General features: G+C 67.6%; 9 protein-coding genes and 1 pseudogene. 5 read left to right on the forward strand and 5 right to left on the reverse strand.

Annotated elements, in window-relative coordinates; all coding sequences use genetic code 11:
* Positions 1 to 63: 63 nt before the first annotated feature.
* From NHH73_11620 to NHH73_11640, 5 genes are all read right to left on the reverse strand, one after another.
* Positions 64 to 273: a hypothetical protein gene (locus NHH73_11620; protein USX28880.1), complete on the reverse strand. Its 210-nt coding sequence runs from the start codon at positions 271 to 273 to the stop codon at positions 64 to 66.
* 55 nt (positions 274 to 328) lie between these two features.
* Positions 329 to 916: a catalase gene (locus NHH73_11625; protein USX28881.1), complete on the reverse strand. Its 588-nt coding sequence runs from the start codon at positions 914 to 916 to the stop codon at positions 329 to 331.
* Between the two features lie 52 nt (positions 917 to 968).
* A complete protein-coding gene (locus NHH73_11630; GenBank protein USX28882.1) occupies positions 969 to 4,823 on the reverse strand; it encodes an AAA family ATPase in 3,855 nt (1,284 codons plus the stop codon).
* On the reverse strand, positions 4,820 to 6,058 hold the full coding sequence (locus NHH73_11635; GenBank protein ID USX28883.1) for an exonuclease SbcCD subunit D C-terminal domain-containing protein: 1,239 nt from the start codon (positions 6,056 to 6,058) through the stop codon (positions 4,820 to 4,822). Before NHH73_11635 ends, NHH73_11630 begins: the two co-directional genes overlap by 4 nt.
* A gap of 105 nt (positions 6,059 to 6,163) precedes the next feature.
* Complete coding sequence (locus tag NHH73_11640) at positions 6,164 to 8,815, reverse strand: diguanylate cyclase (GenBank protein USX28884.1); 2,652 nt, start codon at positions 8,813 to 8,815, stop codon at positions 6,164 to 6,166.
* Positions 8,816 to 9,072: 257 nt separating this feature from the next.
* Between NHH73_11640 and NHH73_11645 the strand changes: the two genes are divergently transcribed.
* The 5 genes and pseudogenes from NHH73_11645 (at position 9,073) to NHH73_11665 (ending at position 16,482) form a co-directional block, all read left to right on the forward strand.
* On the forward strand, positions 9,073 to 10,062 hold the full coding sequence (locus tag NHH73_11645) for a DUF2804 domain-containing protein (GenBank protein ID USX28885.1): 990 nt from the start codon (positions 9,073 to 9,075) through the stop codon (positions 10,060 to 10,062).
* A 40-nt stretch (positions 10,063 to 10,102) separates the two neighbouring features.
* Positions 10,103 to 12,513: pseudogene (locus NHH73_11650) on the forward strand (acetate--CoA ligase family protein).
* A 161-nt stretch (positions 12,514 to 12,674) separates the two neighbouring features.
* The gene (locus NHH73_11655) at positions 12,675 to 13,436 is read left to right on the forward strand and encodes a hemerythrin domain-containing protein (GenBank protein ID USX28886.1); all 762 of its coding nucleotides are present in this window, start codon (positions 12,675 to 12,677) and stop codon (positions 13,434 to 13,436) included.
* A 77-nt stretch (positions 13,437 to 13,513) separates the two neighbouring features.
* Entirely contained in the window at positions 13,514 to 16,027 is a 2,514-nt protein-coding gene (locus NHH73_11660) for a DUF349 domain-containing protein (protein USX28887.1), read from the forward strand.
* Complete coding sequence (locus NHH73_11665; GenBank protein ID USX28888.1) at positions 16,024 to 16,482, forward strand: molybdenum cofactor biosynthesis protein MoaE; 459 nt, start codon at positions 16,024 to 16,026, stop codon at positions 16,480 to 16,482. Before NHH73_11660 ends, NHH73_11665 begins: the two co-directional genes overlap by 4 nt.

Consider the following 16,482-nt stretch of genomic DNA (forward strand, 5'->3'; position numbering starts at 1 on the left):
GTTTCCGTTTAGTAATACTTATATAACGGTCGTCCGCCGGAAAACTTGAGGGCCGACCGTCTATTAGTGGTGGTGGGTCCAGCCTTCAGGCGCCGCGAGGTAGGACGCGACCGCGTCTTTTTGGCCGATGGCGTGGTGTTTTACCTCGCCGCAGGCGCAAATGCCCAGGTAAGGCTGGATGTGCGAACAGGCCGAGACTTTCTGCAGGCGGACTTGTACCGCCTTGGCGCACTTGGCGCATTTGAAGGTGAGGGTGCGTGGTGCTTTTAACATGATTGATTCCGGAAGCGGGAGGCGAAGGCGGGATTTTATCACTCGCCTGCGGCTCTTATGCATAGACATTCAGCGCGGGCTGAGACACCGGTTCGGCGCCGTAAGCGCGGCGCATGCGCTCCGATGCGGTCGATTGCGTTTGTTGCCCGGTAGCGCCTGTCGCCTCCTGTGACTGCTGCTGCGCCAGTTCCGCGCGGGCCTGGGTTTCCATTTGCTGCGCCTGGGCGGCCACGGCGCGGTCGGGGCCGGACGGCCCGGCCGGCGCCAGCGCCGCCGCCTGGATGGTCGCCGCGCGGGCGATGGTTTCCTCGGGCGTGCCGCCGGGCGAGGTGTCGATCTGCACTTCGCCGCCGATAGCGTAATTGACGCCATTCGGGCCGCGCTGATAGGTATAGGACGCGCCGGAAACGGCCAGGCCGCCGGCCGCCGCCAAATGCGCCTGCCCGTGCTGGCGCACCTCGGCGTCGCGCGCTTTGAGCTCGTCAATCAGTTTCAGTGCTTCGGGTGTCAGCGTGGTGGTGGAGGCGCCACCGGTGGCGGCGGTCCTGGAATCGACCGGCGCGGACGCATCCTCCCGCGACCGGGGCGCTGCGCGCTCGGGCGGCTGGATCGCGGAACTGGTTGATATGGCGCCAATGCTCATGAAAGTCGCTTCCGAACTGGAGCACTAATAATAGCAAATTGTGGCGCCACCCTTACATAACCGTGATGGTGCTGCGGCCGCCGGCGGACGGCTGCACCAGGATCTTGGTGGCGATCCGCTCCGTCATCTCCTGCACGTGGGAGATGACGCCGACCTTGCGACCCATGGCCTGCAAGCCGTCCAGCGCATCCATGGCGACGCGCAGCGTTTCCGCATCGAGGCTGCCGAAGCCTTCGTCGATGAACAGCGATTCGACCCGCACCCGGTTCGACGACAGCGAGGCCAGTCCCAGGGCCAGCGCCAGCGACACCAGGAACGATTCGCCGCCCGATAGCGAATGCACGGAGCGCATTTCGCCGCCCATGTCCTGGTCGCGCACCAGTAGTGCCAGCGAAGGGCTGGCCGGATTGTTGATGCGTTCCAGTTGATAGCGCCGCGCGAGGTGGTTCAGGTGGGCGTTGGCGTAGCCGAGAAGTACGTCCAGCGTGAACTGCTGCGCGTAGTTGCGGAACTTCTTGCCGTCGGCCGAGCCAATCAAATCGCTCATGCGCGACCAGCGCTGTTCGATTGCTTCCTGTTGTTCGATTTCCACCAGCATCGCCTGCGATTGCCGGCGCTTGGCGTCGTCCTGCGCCAGCGCCAGTTGCAGCGCGGTCGCGGCATCGTGGACGGCTTTACGTTCGGCCATCAGTTCATTGAGGGCTGAGGCAAGGGCGGCGACCGGCGAGTCCGGGAGGTCGGGAATATCGGCCGGATCGGGCGTTTCGTCTTCCGTCGTCACCGTCTTGGGCATGCGGGTTGGCGGCGCCGACAACTGGTGCTGTTCGCGCTGGCGTTGACGTTCCTTCAAAACGGTGACGGCGTTGTCGGCGGCGCGGTCGATGGCTTGCAGCGCGTCGCGCCGGGCGTCGATGTCGTCGGCGGTGTGGGCGAGCAGGGCGTGCAGCTGGTCGAGATCGCGCAGATGATGTTCGTCGTCGTCGGCGGGCTGGCGCTGCTGGAATGCCGCCAGCCAGTCTTCCAGATTCCTGGCGGCTGCCGTGGCGGCGTCGCGCAACGCGGCAAGACGATGGCCGGCTTGCGCCAGCGCCTCGTCCAACCTTGTTCTGGTTTGCGTGGCCTGCTGGACCGCCTGCTGGCGGCTGGATAACTGCGACCTGGCGCCGTCGATGGCGGTGAGGAGCGCCTGTTCGACTTCGCGCACTTGCTTGCCGCCCCATAGTTCCATGCGCTGCTCCTGCATGGCGCGCAGCGCGGCGTCGGCGACGTTCCAGGCTTCGCGGGCGCCGAGCGCGTCTTGGCCGGTCTTGGCCAGGGCATCGTTCAAGCCTTTCAGCTCGACGTCGATGGTGGCCATGGCGGCGCTGCGCTCATCGTAGGCGGCGCGCTGTGCCAGCCACTGCTTGCTTTCGGCCTGGCGCGCCGCGTGGAAGCGGGCGGGCCCGGTTTTCCAGTCGTCCTTCCATTCGTCGCTTGGGATGTCGCCGCCGCTGAAGGCTGCGTCCAGGTCCGACAGCAGCGCGCTCAGTGTCAGCGCGACTTCGATGCGCTGGTCTTCGAGCGCCTTGTATTCTGTATTGGCCAGTGCCAGCGCGGTCTGCGCGCTTGACGCCACACCTTGCAGACGCGCGTGCTCCGCCGACGCCACATCCCAGGCCGATTGCGCCTGGTCGCGGGCATTGCGGGCGGCGTGCAGCGCGCGTTCCTGCCGCTCGGCCGCTTGCAGGGCCGTACGGGCAGCCTCCAGTTCGGACGTGAACCAGTCGGTGCGCTCGGATTCCGCCGGCAGTTCGGACGGCGAGACGCCGGCGGCTGCGACCAGCGGGTGCGCGCTCCACGCCGCGCGTATTTTTTCCAGTGCCTGCTGCACGCCACGGCCTTCGGTCGTCAGCACTTGCAGCTGATCCAGGCTGGCCTGCACGGTCGCGCGTTGGGCGGCCTGCCGATTGACGTTGGACTCCATTTGCCGGCGGCAGCGGTTGACTTCGTCCTGCAGCCCGCCGAGCATCGCCTGCAGCGGTCCGTCGTTATGGCGGTAGGGGTGTTCGTGCGCGCCGCACACCGGGCAGGGCGTGTCGTCTTCCAGCGAGGCCCGCAGCGATTCGACGTTCTCCGCGCACGCGGCCTCCGCCAGCTTCAGCGAGCGCTCGGCCTGCGAGAAGGCGCCGAGAATGGCGATGTTTTCCTGCTGCGCCGCCGCCAGTTGCTGTTCGGCCGCCTCCATCGCCTGCCGCAGTTGCGCCGACTGCGCCGAGATCTGCGCGCCGCGCTGCTGGCGGGCTTCCAGCTCTATCCATATTTTTTCGGCGCCGGCCAGCAGGTCGCGGCGCTGCTCCCCGCCGCTGCGCGTCGCTTGCAACTGCTCGGCGGAGAACGCGGCCAGCGCCTGTGCGGCGTCCTGGCGCCGGGCCTCCAGCGTTTGCAGCACGGCGTTCGAGGTCGCCAGCTTGGCGCTGGCGTCGGCCTCTTCGTCGCGGTGGGCCTTGGCGTTGCGCTGCACGCGGGCGACCGCGTTGCCGAGTTTTTCCGCCTGCGACGCGGCCTGGCCGGCCTGCACAAACAGCACGTCCCAGCGCTCCCACGATTGCGCCAGGGTTTTCCACTGTTTGTGCTGGCCCAGCCAGGTGACGCCGGCCGTTTGCTGCGCGTCCAGGCGCACGCGCTCGTCCTGCTTGGACTGCATCGCCGATTTGGCGGCGGCATCGGCTTGCTCGGCCTTTTCGCATGCGGCGGACGCCTGGCGGTAGGCCGGCAACATCGCTTCGATGCGCGCATCCAGCGCCTTGGCCTGGTCGAGCAGCGGCGCGGCGGCGCGTTGGGCGTTCTCCGCTTCCAGCAGTTGCGTGGCGGCCTGCGTGTGCGCGGCGTCGGCGCGTTCCAGTTCCAGCGCTGCCTCGGCGGCCGCCTGGGTGCTGGCGGCGATGGCGGCCTGGGTGGCGGCGATGTCGGCGTCGATGCGGCGGATGTCGTCGGCCAGCGGGCGGGCCGGCTGCACGGCAAGGATGCGGGCGAGGGCGCTGCGCCGGGGCGCGGACGCCTGCACGTCGGCGGCGGCCAACTCGCTGGCCTGCTGCGCGGCCAGTTCGTCTTCCTTCAGTTTTTCCGCCTGCTTGTGCCAGCGCAGTTCCTGCTCCAGCTCCGCCTTGCGCTGCTCCAGCCCTTGCAACGCTTCGGCGGCGGCGTGGCCTTGCGCCTCGATCTCGCCACGCTGCTCGGCGCTGAGCGGCTTCTGGTCGGCCAGGCGCGCGTTCAGTTTTTGCAGCGCCAGTTGCTCCACCTTGGCGCGTTCGAACGCGCGCATCGAGATTTCGGTGTAGATGGTGCTGCCGGTCAGGGTCTCCAGCAGCTCGCCGCGCTCGTTGTCCTCGGACTTGAGGAAGGCCGAAAACTCGTTCTGCGCCAGCAGCACGGCGCGTGTGAACTGTTCGAACGACAGGCCGATGCGCTTCTCGATTTCCGCCTTCACTTCGGTCTTGGTGCCGCCGACCGGTTGCAGCGCCGGCAGCAGGAGCAAGGACATCACGGTCGGCTGCAACGCGCCTTCGGCTTTGGTGCGCGAGCGCCGCACGCTCCAGCGCGCGCGGTAGGAGGCGCCGTCGTTGCCGACGAAATCGACTTCCGCATAGCCTTCGGCAGTGCCCCGGCGCAGCAGTGTGCGGGTGTCCTGGGTGGAGACGGTTTCGGCGCCGACGTCGGTGAGGTAGTTGCGGCCCGCGACCTTGAGCAGGCGCGGCGTGGCGTCGTACAAGGCCAGGCAAAGCGCGTCGAGCAGCGTGCTTTTGCCGGCGCCGGTCGGGCCGCTGATGGCGAACAGGCCGGTGGATGCGAGCGGTTCGCTTTCGAAGTCCACGCCGAATTCACCGGCCAGCGAGGCCAGGTTCTTGCCGCCGATTTTCAGGATTCTCATGGCAGCATCAACTCCGCGAACGCGCTCAGTTGTTCGGACGGGGCGTCGTTGCCGAAGCGCTGCTGATAAAGCTGGCGGAAGATGTCGTCCGGCTTGAGCTGCTCCAGCTGGTCGAGCGTCATCACGTCGCTGTCGATGGACGACGCGCGCGCGGCGCTGGACGTTTCGATCTTCGCCAGCCTTACCGGCTTGCCTTCCAGCGCGGCTTCGATGCGCGAGCGCAGGCCGGGTTCCGGCGCGTCGAGCCGCACGCGCACCTCCAGGAAGGGTTGCTGGTCGGGCGGGGCGTCCGCCACGTCCAGCGCCGCCAGTTCTTCCAGCACCTGCACCAGCGGCGCCGGTTTGGCCGGGACGCGCAGCAACTCCACCGCGCGCGGGACGTGGATAGCCGTGATCCCGGCAACCGCCGCGCCGTCGATATCGATACGCAGGATCTGGTGCTTGTAGCCGACTTCCGCGAATGACAGCGGTATCGGGCTGCCGCAATAGCGGATGTGATCCTGCTTGCCGACCGCCTGCGCCAAATGGAGGTGGCCCAGCGCCGCGTAGGCGATGGCGGGGTCGAAGATCCCCGCCGGCAGCATCTCTGTGCCGCCGATGACGATGCGGCGTTCGGAGTCGTTGGACATCTGGCCGTCGACCATGTGGCAGTGGCCCATCGCCAGGATCGCCTGGCCGTCCCGGCGCTTGGTCAATGCCAGTTCCAGCGCCTGTTTGTAGAGCAGGGCGATGCCGGCCAGGTAGGGGTCGGCCGCGCCTTCGTTGTCTTGGGCGGCCGGCATTCTTGGCACGTCGCCGGGACGCAGGAACGGCACGGCCAGGCACCAGGCCTCGACCGCTCCGCCGCTGCCGGTCAGCGGCAGCACCAGCGATTCGATGTCGATGGCGCCGTCGGCGCCGCGCTGCACGGCGCCGACCACGCGGGTGCCGTGCGCCTCCAGCAGCGGGCCGGGAGCCTCCAGGCGGCCCGGCGAGTCGTGGTTGCCGGCGATGACGATCAGGTTCAGGTGCGGCACCCGTTCCTTGGCCCGCTGCAGGAAGCGGTACAGCTGCTTTTGCGACGCCGACGACGGATTGGCGTTGTCGAAGATGTCGCCGGCGATCAGCAGCGCATCGGCGCGTTCGCTGACGACGGTGTCGAGCAGCCAGTCGAGGAAACGCTGGTGTTCGTAATGACGTTCGAAATTATGCAGGGATTGGCCGAGATGCCAGTCGGAGGTGTGCAGCAGACGCATGGAGATGTGTAGTGGAAACAGCAAAAAGCAGCAAAACAGCCGGGAAGCGCACAATATAGCGCAAGACGGCCGGGCACGAGTTGAGAAATGATGAGTCGGCGGTTTTTACAGTGGTTTTTCGGCCGGCGCAGTGTCCGTGCGGAAGGTGTTGCGGCCGGCCTGCTTGGCCTCGTACAGCAGCATGTCGGCGCGGTTCAGCAATTCCGCCGGCGTGATGTCCTCGCCTTGGTAAAAGGCAAGTCCGATGCTGGCCGACACCGACACCACCGTCCCGCTCAAGTCGAACGGCGCCTGCATCACGCCGACGATCTTGGCGGCCAGCGCGGCGGCGTCTTCCACCCGGTGAATGCGCTCCGTGATGACGGTGAATTCGTCGCCGCCCAGCCGCGCGATGGTGTCGCTGGCGCGCATCGCGTGGGTCAGGCGCGCCGAGAAGATCTTTAGCAGCGCGTCGCCGACGCTGTGGCCAAAGGTGTCGTTGACCGGCTTGAAACGGTCGATATCCATGTACATCACCGCCATCATGCCGCCGCTTTCGCGGCTGGCCGCCATGCTCTCGTTAAGCTTTTGCAGGAAGCCGGCGCGGTTGGTCAAACCGGTCAGCGCGTCCACCTGCGACAGTTTGAGCAGCCGCTGTTTTTCGTTCTTTTGCGCCGTCACGTCCTGGCGCATGACGTGAAACCCCATCACCGTGACATTGTCCTCGTCGCGCTGCGGGATGTAATCGACTTCGAAGGTGCGCTCGGCGGGGCCGCTGCTGTCGTCCTCCTCGAACGTCAGCGCCTCGCCGGCCAGCACGCGCTGGATGTAGGGCGCCAGCACCGCGTAGCGCTCCTCGCCCATGGTTTGCCGGATGGTCTTGCCCAGCACCGCCAGGCCGCCCCGGTTAAATTCTCGTTCGTAGGCGATGTTATGGAAGCGGTATACCTCCTCGTAATCGATGTAGGCCACCATCGCCGGCAGCGTATCGGTGATGGTGCGCAGCCGCGCCTCGCTCTCGCGCAGCGCCATGACCGATTTGCGCACGTGGGTGATGTCGTCGACCGTGCCCACGTAGCCGTACACCTGGCCGTCGACGATCATCGGCGCGGCCTTGAACGAGATCCAGATCATCATGCCGTCCGGATGGATGCAGCGCAGCGTGTCCTGGTGCGGCAGCCGCGTTTTGACCATGCGCCGCAAGGCCGCCTTGAGCACCAGGCGGTCGCCCGGATGGACTGCGCTCAGCCAGGCGTCGCCCAGCGCCTCGTCGCGCCGCAGGCCGGTGATGAATTCGAAGGTGCGGTTGACGTAGGTGCATTTGCCGGTGGCGTCGGCGCGGATCAGGCCCAGGGGCGAGGCGTCGTTGACGGCCGCCAGCTCCGCCTGGTTCTTGCGCATCGCCAGCTCGGCCTCCTTGTGCGGCGTGATGTCGCGCGTGGTCACGGCCACGCCGTTGTCGATCGCGACAATCTGGCGGTGCAACCAGCGTTCGCCGGACGGTCCGGCGCCGGGTTCTTCGCGTTCGACCTCCTCCTGCAGCGGCCGGCCGGTGGTCATCACCTGCTTGAATTTCTCCACCACGCCGCCGCTGTGCAGATGCGGGGCCACCTCGCGCAGCGGCCTGCCCTTGATCTCCTGGCCATGGTAGCCCAGCCGCGCGGCGGCCGATTCGTTCAGGTCGGCGATGACGAAGTCGGTGATGTCGCCGCCGGACCCGCGCCGCGCCTTGAGCAGGTACAGCGCATCGAGGCTGGCGTCGGCGGCAGCGCGTAGCAGCAGCTGGGCTTCGGCCACCTGCCGCGCGCTGTCGCGCACGCGCCGCGCCTGGCGCATCAGCAGCCCGGCCACGGCCAGCACCAGCAGCGACGCCACCGTCACCGCGCCGAAGTACAGCGCGCGCCGTTTGGCGAAACCGGCCATCGCGCTGGGGACCGGATTGCCCACCGCCGCCATCAGCAGATAGCGCGGCATCTCGGCGTAGCCGTAGATGCGGTCGACGGCGTCGAACGGCCGCTTGAGCACCAGTTCGTCGGCCGGGCGGGTGGGGCTGCGCGGCACCACGCGAAAGTCGATGGCGTCGCCGATCATCATCTGCTCGTCGACGCGGGCGGTGGCCAGGCCGTTTTCGCGGCTGAGCAAGATCACCGCGCCGCCGCTGTCGACGCTGACGCGGTCGTAGTCGTCGACCAGGTCGGCCGGGTCGAGCAGCGCCAGGACCACGCCGGCGAACCGGCCGCCCGGCCCGTCGAGGCGGCGCGAGATCTGGATTTGCCATTTGTTGGTGCGCGCCTCGACCACCGGCGTGGCGACCACCGCGCGTTGCTCGGCGCTGGCGGCATGGCTCTTGAAGAAGGCCTGGTCGCGCAGGCCCGGCGCGAAATAGCCGTTGCTGCTGTCGACCACCTTGCCGGCGGCGTCCAGGCGCGCGAACGGCAGATTGAATTTGGTGGGCATCAGGGTATCGAGCATGCCGTTATTGTTGGTGAATTCGGCCAGCCGCAGCGCGCCGCCCGACTGCTCGAATTCGAGCTTGAACAGCTGCGTGGCGTGGTCGGTCTGGCGCAGCAGATGGTTGGCATGTTCGGCCAGCGTGTGCGCCAGCGATTGACTATGCAGCACGGCCTCGAAGCGGGCGCTTTTCTTTTCCTGCCGCACCTGGTACAGCACCGCCGACCACATGAGCGCGAGCACCAGCAGCGCAAAGGCCGGCAACAGCATCGAACGATGCGGTGTGGGTAGTGAATCGGGTGTCGGGCTATCTGTGTGTGCGGTCATCGAGTCAGCTGTAGCGGGACGGAGCGCCATGAGTGGATATTCTGCACGGAAATACGGGCTTTGTATCCCGTTTCCTGTTGGCGCCGCCAAAAAAAATGCATTCCGTTCACAGGTGGTATTCATTTCCTTATTAAAATAGCGGCTGATAAATGGCGGCTGATTCGGTCGCCACTCCCGTCCGCGCTTGTCCGCGAAGGAATAAACTTGATCGAAATGATAACGCAGCCGATGGGCCCAGCCACCTTGCGGGGCGTGGCATGAGCCTGCCCGCCGCGCCCGCCGGCCTGGTCGGGCCCGACGGCCAACCGCTGCTTGGCCGCTACGCCGGGCAGACCGGTCCCATCGACTGGACCCGTCTGGCCGCGCCGTTCGCGCGCGGGCGGCTGTGGCGGCGCTTCCATCACAAGCGCTGGCACTACGTGGCGCTGTGCACCGAGCGGATTTTCTGCGCGGTCGCCATCGTCGATCTGGGCTGGGCCTGCACCGCGTTCGCCTATGCGTTCGACCGCAACGACGGCGACATGCTGGCCAATTTTTCGCAGGACGGCCTGCCCGGCCGGTCGGCGCGGCTGGCCGACCACGCCGGCGGCGACAGCTGGTTCCGGCAAGGGAGCAACCGGATCGCCATCGACAGCGATGGCGAGGGCCGCTACGAGCTGTCGCTGCGCTGCGACTTCCTGGAGATCGACGCCGCGTTCGGCCCGGGCGGCTCGCCGTTGCTGCTGGCGACGGGGCCGGTGGCGCGCGGCTCGGTGCACGCGACGCAAAAGTCGTCCGGCATGCCGCTGACCGGCGAGGTGCGCACCTGGCGCGAGGATTATGACCTGGCCGGCGGCGTGGCCAGCTTCGATTATTCGAACGGTTTGCTGGCGCGCGAGACCGCGTGGCGCTGGGCCTCGGCCCATACGCTGGAGATGGGTTTCAACCTGCAGGCCGGCTATTTTCGCGGCCACGAAAACGCGCTGTGGCTCGATGGCGAGTTGCATGCGCTGGCGCCGGCCCACTTCCTGTACGATAGCAGCGATCCGCTGTCGCAATGGCATATCTTCACCGAGGATGATTTATTGGAGCTGTACTTCACGCCGGAGGGCGCGCGCCGCGACAACAAGAAAAAGCTGTTCGCGGCCAGCCGGTATCTGCAGCCGGTCGGCACTTTCAGCGGCTGGGTGCGCAGTGCGCCGGATCAGCCAAAACGCATCGTCACGCAGATGATGGGCGTGACCGAGGACCACGCTTCACGCTGGTAATTCACGCCGGTAAGCCATAGCAAACCTGGGAACGCCCGCCATGAGCATCAGGAATCTCGACCGACTGTTTCAACCGCGCTCGGTGGCCGTGATCGGCGCGTCGGAAAAGCCGGACCGCATCGGCACGCGCGTGCTGGACAACCTGCTGCAGGGGGCGTTCCTCGCCGGTGGCGGGGCGGTCTGGCCGGTCAATCCCAAGTACGCGCAACTGCGCGGCATGCCTTGTTACGCCAAGGTGTCGGCCTTGCCGGCGGCGCCGGACCTGGCCATCATCTGCACGCCGCCGACCGGCATTCCCGGCGTGATCGCCGAACTGGGCGCGCGCGGCACCAAGGCGGCCGTCGTCATGACCGCCACCGACGGCCGTTCCGGCACGCTGCGCCAGGGGATGCTGGACGCCGCCAAGCCGCACCTGCTGCGCATCCTCGGGCCGGGCAGCGTCGGCGTGCAATCGCCTGCGCTGGGCCTGAACGCCAGCTTCAACCACCTGCCGGCCGGCGACGGCAAACTGGCTTTCGTTTCGCAATCCGGCGCGCTGGCGGCGGCCGTGCTCGATTGGGCGGCGTTGCGCGGCATCGGCTTCTCGCGCTGCATCGCCATGGGCGAGAGCGCCGACGTCGACTTCGGCGACCTGCTCGATTATCTGGCCGCCGACAACAGCACCCACGCGATTTTGCTGAGCATCGAGCAGGTGAGCTCGGCGCGCAAGTTCATGTCGGCCGGGCGCCTGGCCGCGCGCGGCAAGCCGGTCATCGTGCTCAAGGTCGGCGCGATCAAGCACCCGGCGCCGACCTGGTGTTCGACGCCGCGATCCGCCGCGCCGGCATGCTGCGGGTGCAGTCGACCGAGGATTTGTTCGACGCCGTCGAAACCCTGGCGCGGCGCCGGCCGCAGCGCGGCGAGCGGCTGGCCGTGCTGACCAACAGCGGCGGGCTGGGACTGATCGCGGCCGACGCGCTCGATAGCGGAGGCGCGCGGCTCGCGCCGTTGTCGGCCGAGTCGCTCAAGCAGCTGGCGCAGGCCGGCGCGCCGCCCGCCAATCCGGTCGACCTGCTGGCCGACGCGCCGGTCGAACGCTACACGGCCGCCGTCGAGACCTTGCTGCGCGAGTCGCAGGCCGACGCGCTGCTGTTCCTGCACGCGCCGACGGCGATGGTGTCGAGCCGGTTGATCGCCGAGGCGGTGGCGCCGCTGATGCGCTCGGTCGGCAAGAACGTGCTGTCGTGCTGGCTCGGCGGCAGTTCGGTGACGGCCGCGCGCCAGGTCTTCGCCGACGCCGGCCTGCCGACGTACGACACGCCCGAGAAGGCGGTGCACGGCTTTGTGCAGATCGCCCAGTACCGGCGCAACCAGGAGCTGTTGATGGAGGTGCCGGCCGGCCTGCCGACCACCTCGGCGCCGGAGCGGGCGGCGGCGCGTTCGCTGGTCGCGGCGGCGCTGGCGGCCGGCCGCGCCGAATTGTCCGACGAGGACGCGCGCGCGCTGCTGGCCGCCTACGGCATCGCGCTGGCCACGCCGCGGCAGGCGGCGCTGTCGGGCCACACGCTGGCGGCGGCGCGCATCCAGATCGGCGCCGATCCGGTATTCGGGCCGGTGGTGTTTTTCGGCCAGGGCGGCATCGCCGCCGATGTCGCCGCCGACCGCGCGGCCGGCCTGCCGCCGCTGAACATGGTGCTGGCGCGCGACATGGTCGGGCGCACGCGCGTGGCGCGCCTGTTGGGGTATGGACCGGGGCAGACGGCGGCCGACGCCGACGCCATCGTGCGCACCGTCGTGCAGGTGGCCGACATGGTGACCGAGCTGCCGGAACTGGCCGAGCTGGACCTCAATCCCTTGCTGGCCATCGGCGGCGCGGTGATGGCGCTGGGCGCGCGGCTCAAACTAAGGTCTGAATCTGCGCCGCGCAGCAGGACAACGTTGGCGATCCGGCCCTATCCGCAGGAGCTGGCGCAGGACGTTGCGTGGGACGGCGGCCAGATCCTGCTGCGGCCGATCCGGCCCGAGGACGGCCCGCAGCACCAGGCCTTCTTCCACGCGCTCGATCCGGACGACGTGCGGCTGCGCTTTTTCTCGGCCATGCGCGAGCTGCCGCCGGCCCAGCTGGCGCGCCTGACGCAGATCGACTACGACCGCGCGATGGCCTTCATCGCTACCCGCAACGGCGCCGACGGCATGCCGGAAACCCTGGGCGTGGTGCGGGCCGTCACCGATCCCGACAATCAGCACGCTGAATTCGCCATCATCGTGCGCTCCGACCTGAAGGGGAAGGGACTCGGCTATATCCTGTTCGGCAAACTGGTCGACTACTTCCGCGCCAACGGTACTGCTGAGATCGTCGGCGACGCGTTGTCGGAGAACCTCGGCGTGCAAAAACTGGTGCGCCAATTCGGCGGTGTGGTATCGGCGCATCCAGAACCCGGAATGGTGCGTCTCCAACTGCCTTTGCGATAGTGTTAGTTATCCGGTTGATATATATTTGCTGTTCCAAATGAAAGAAAACGCGGGGTCCTGTTTGTTCTAGCTCAAGGCGTCCGTGTCGGGTTTATTTACACTTTCACTTCCGCCCTTGCCGCCCATCCCGGGTGAGCGCAACTTTAGTCTTGGGAGTCAGAATGTTAACGGCCACATATACCCTGGTAGCGCTGTCGGTCGAACAGTCCAGCGTTCGCCTCAGTTTGTTATCTTTTCAAAAGTATGTGCGCTCGACGCTGATGCAGCAGAACAGCATAACCCTGTCCCAGCTGGAATACGCGTGCGAGAACCTCAATAGCCTGTATCAGGCCTGCCATTGGCGCAAGACCGAGATGTACCTGATCCCGGCGCTGCGCGACACGACCGAGCGCGCCGACGCGCTGCTCGACGAGCTCAACCATTTGAACCAGGCCGCGCTGGCCGCCATCCGCACCTTGCAGGAGCGCATCGGCATCATCGCCGACGTGCGCGACTTCCGGGTCGAGCAGGTGTGCGAGAGCATCGAGACCTGCTGCACGTCGCTGCTCAAGCGGCTCGAGAAAGAAGAGCAGGAACTGTTTGCCATGGCGCGCGGTCTGATAGGAGGGGAGACCTGGTTCTCCATCGCCAACCAGCTGATGATGCACGACAAGCACCTGGAGGAGATGAAACGTTCCGGCGTGGCGCTGGGCGACCAGGCGCCGCCGGCCGTGGCGGCCAAGGCCAAGGCCAAGGTGGAGGCGCAGGGGCAGCCGAACGGGCTCCGGCGCGCCGCCAACAGCCGCATCGACGACGCCCCGATCAACATCCCGGGCCTGCAAGCGTTACCCACGGTGCAGCTCGACGATGCCGACGCGGGATCGGCCCCGGCCCCTCTATATAGCGCCCGGCAGCAGCCGCTGGACGATGTCATAACGAAATAGCCGCCAAATAGCACGCGCCTCGGGCAAATTTCCCCTGCTTTGCTATGATGGTGGTTTTCTCCATCACATAGCGCACCATGTTCGATTTCATCTTCAAGCGCACTACCGACCAGCCGGCAGCCGCCGCCGCTCCCGCCGCACCGGAGCAGGCCGCCGCCGCTGCGTTATCGGCCAGCCGCCGCGACGAGCAGGCGCAACGCGCCGCCGCGCTGGCCGGCGATGAAGCGGCCGCCGTCGAGCTGATTCTCCAAAGCGAATTCGCCGGCGTGCGCCTGGCCGCGGCGGAGCATGTAAAGTCGCAGCCTTACCTGGAGCAGGTGCAGCAGGCGATGCGCAACACCGACCGCCGCGTCGCCAAATTGATGCAGGGACGGCTCGACGCCATCCGCTACCAGCAGGCCGAATTGCAAAAGGCGCAAGCCTGCCTCGACCTTGCCAACCGCCTGCTGCAGGACGAAAAATTGACGCCGAACCAGGTCGCCGAGCTCGATCGCCAATGGAAGATCACCTCGGCCGTGCCGGAGCTGGCCGAGCCGTACGACGCCGCCCGCGCCGCGCTGGCGGCACGCCTGGAGGCGCAGGTCAACCTGCAACGCGCCATCATCGATGCCATGGCCGCCGTGCGCCAGCTGCCGGCCACCGGCCTGGCGCTGGAGGAGGCGACGCAGGCGCTGGAACGCCACGCGGCCGCGCTGGCCGAATACCAGCAGGCGCCCGAGCACAACGCGCTGCCCAAGCATTTGCTGAGCGACTTCGCGCAGGCGGTCGAGCAGGCGCGCGCCGCGCTGTCGGCCGCCGCGCAGCGTGCGGCGCAGCCGCAGCCAGCCTCGGCGCCTGTCGCCGAGCCGGAAGCGGCCGACGCCATTGCCACCGATGCCGCCGCCGGCGCCGGCGCCTCTGGCGAGACGGCGCCGACCTCCGGCGCGCAGGCTCAGCCGAAGCCGGCAAAAGGCCCCAAACCCGCCAAGCCCGCGCAGCCGCCCAAAGAAACCGACAAGAAATTCCTTGAAACGCTGGACGCGCTGGAAGCCGCGCTCGAGCAAGGCTCGCTGCACGATGCCGCCGAGCACGATAAATGGTTGAAAGAGCACAAAACCCGCCTGACGCCGGCGCAGACCGATAGGCTGAACCACGTCCGCGCCGAGCTCAAGCGCCTGGGCGACTGGGCCCGCTGGGGAGGCAACGTCTCGCGCGAGGAACTGGTCAAGGCGGTGGAGGAACTGCCGGCGCTGGGCTTGCCGATGAGCGAGCTGGCCAAGAAGGTCGGCAGCATGCGCGAGCGCTGGAAGTCGCTCGACACCGTCTCCGGCCACGCGCCGAAAAGCTTGTGGGAGCGGTTCGACGCCGCCTGCACCACTGCCTATGCGCCGGCGGCGGCCCATTTCAAGCAATTGGCCGACGAGCGTCACGCCAATGCCGCCAAGGCGCAGGTGCTGATCGACGAGACCCATGCGATGGCCGCGGCCGCCGCCGGTGAAAACGCGGACTTGAAGAACGTCGCCGCCGCCGGCCAGCGCCTGCGCCAGGTATGGGGCCGTCTGGGCACCATCGACCGCAAGGAAAAGCGCAAGCTTGACCAGGCCTTCGACAAGGCGCTGGCGCAAATGCTGGCGCCGCTGTCCGAGCAGCGCAAGATCGAAACGGCCAAGCGCGAACAACTGATTACCGAGGCCGAGCAGTTGCAGCCGACGGACCGCCACACGCTCGACAAGCTGCGTGGTTTGCAGGAGCGCTGGCAGGAGCAGGCCAAGGCGCTGCCGCTCGAGCGCAAGGTCGAGCAGGCGCTGTGGCAGCGTTTCCGCGCCGCCTGCGACGCGATCTTCGCCAAGCGCAAGGAAACCGCACACGCTGCGGATCACGAGCGCAAGGAGCATCTGCACGCGCGCGAGGCCATCTGCAAGGAACTGGAAACGGCCACCTTCAGCGGTGACGACAAGGCGCAACTGGCGGCCATCGCCAAGACGCTGCGCGACGCCGCCGCCGCGTGGAACGCGTCCGGCACCGTGCCGCGCGCGGCCGAAGCCAAGATCGGGCAGCGTTACCAGGCCGCCGTGGCGGCGGTGCAGGGGCAGGCGGAGGCGATCAAACGGCGCGCCGGCGCCGCCCAGGCCAACGCGCTGCGCGACAAGCTGCGGCTGTGCCAGGCGCTGGAGGCCGCCATCAGCGGCATCGACGGCGCCGGCGCCGACGGCATCGACGCGGCCGAATGGCAAGCCCGCTGGGCGGCCTTGCCGCCGCTGGCCACCGAATACGAGCGGGCGCTGCACGGGCGCTTCACGGCCGGGCTGGCCGCTTTGGACGGCAAACGCGAGGCCTACGCCGCGCTGCTGGAGCGCAACCGTTCCAAGCTGCTTGACGAAGTGCTGCGGCTGGAGATCGTCGCCGGTGTCGACAGCGGGGCCGAGTTCGCCCGCGAGCGCCTGAAAATGCAGGTCGAGGTGCTGCAATCGTCGCTCAAGTCCGGCCAGAAGCCGCTGACGGCCGCCGCCGCGTACCTGCAGTTGTGCGCGATGCCGGCCCTGGCCGACGCCCGCACCGCCAGCCGCATCGAGCAGCTGTTCCGCCGCATCGGCGCCTCGGAGCGCGCATGAGCTTGAATGAAGTACGTATTCAAACGGAGGATTTCGATCTGAGCACCGAGGTGGCGGCCTTGCGCGCCACCAATCCCAAGGTTGGCGCGATCGTCACGTTCGTCGGCGTGGTGCGCGACCTGAACGAGGGCGCGACGGTGGCGGAGATGGAGCTGGAGCATTATCCGGGCATGACCGAGCAGTCGATCGGCGCCGTTATCGAGCGGGCAAAGCGCCGTTGGCCGACGTTCGGCGCGCTGGTGATCCACCGGGTGGGGCCGCTCAAGCCGCTCGATCAGATCGTGCTGGTGGCGGCGACCGCCGCGCATCGCGGCGAAGCGTTCGCGGCTTGCGAATTTATCATCGATTATTTGAAGACCGAAGCGCCGTTCTGGAAGAAGGAACAGACGCCGGAGGGCGCGCGGTGGGTGGATGCCCGCGTCAGCGACGATGCCGCCCTGGCGAAGTGGCAATAG

The sequence above is a fragment of the Oxalobacteraceae bacterium OTU3CINTB1 genome (genome assembly GCA_024123955.1).
Taxonomy (GTDB): domain Bacteria; phylum Pseudomonadota; class Gammaproteobacteria; order Burkholderiales; family Burkholderiaceae_D; genus Rugamonas.

Bases quoted from the DNA above. Each gene is read 5' to 3' on its own strand.
- NHH73_11640 (USX28884.1), bottom strand. From the start codon at position 8,815: ATGACCGCACACACAGATAGCCCGACACCCGATTCACTACCCACACCG.
- NHH73_11635 (USX28883.1), bottom strand. From the start codon at position 6,058: ATGCGTCTGCTGCACACCTCCGACTGGCATCTCGGCCAATCCCTGCAT.
- NHH73_11620 (USX28880.1), bottom strand. From the start codon at position 273: ATGTTAAAAGCACCACGCACCCTCACCTTCAAATGCGCCAAGTGCGCC.
- NHH73_11665 (USX28888.1), top strand. From the start codon at position 16,024: ATGAGCTTGAATGAAGTACGTATTCAAACGGAGGATTTCGATCTGAGC.
- NHH73_11655 (USX28886.1), top strand. From the start codon at position 12,675: ATGTTAACGGCCACATATACCCTGGTAGCGCTGTCGGTCGAACAGTCC.
- NHH73_11630 (USX28882.1), bottom strand. From the start codon at position 4,823: ATGAGAATCCTGAAAATCGGCGGCAAGAACCTGGCCTCGCTGGCCGGT.
- NHH73_11660 (USX28887.1), top strand. From the start codon at position 13,514: ATGTTCGATTTCATCTTCAAGCGCACTACCGACCAGCCGGCAGCCGCC.
- NHH73_11645 (USX28885.1), top strand. From the start codon at position 9,073: ATGAGCCTGCCCGCCGCGCCCGCCGGCCTGGTCGGGCCCGACGGCCAA.
- NHH73_11625 (USX28881.1), bottom strand. From the start codon at position 916: ATGAGCATTGGCGCCATATCAACCAGTTCCGCGATCCAGCCGCCCGAG.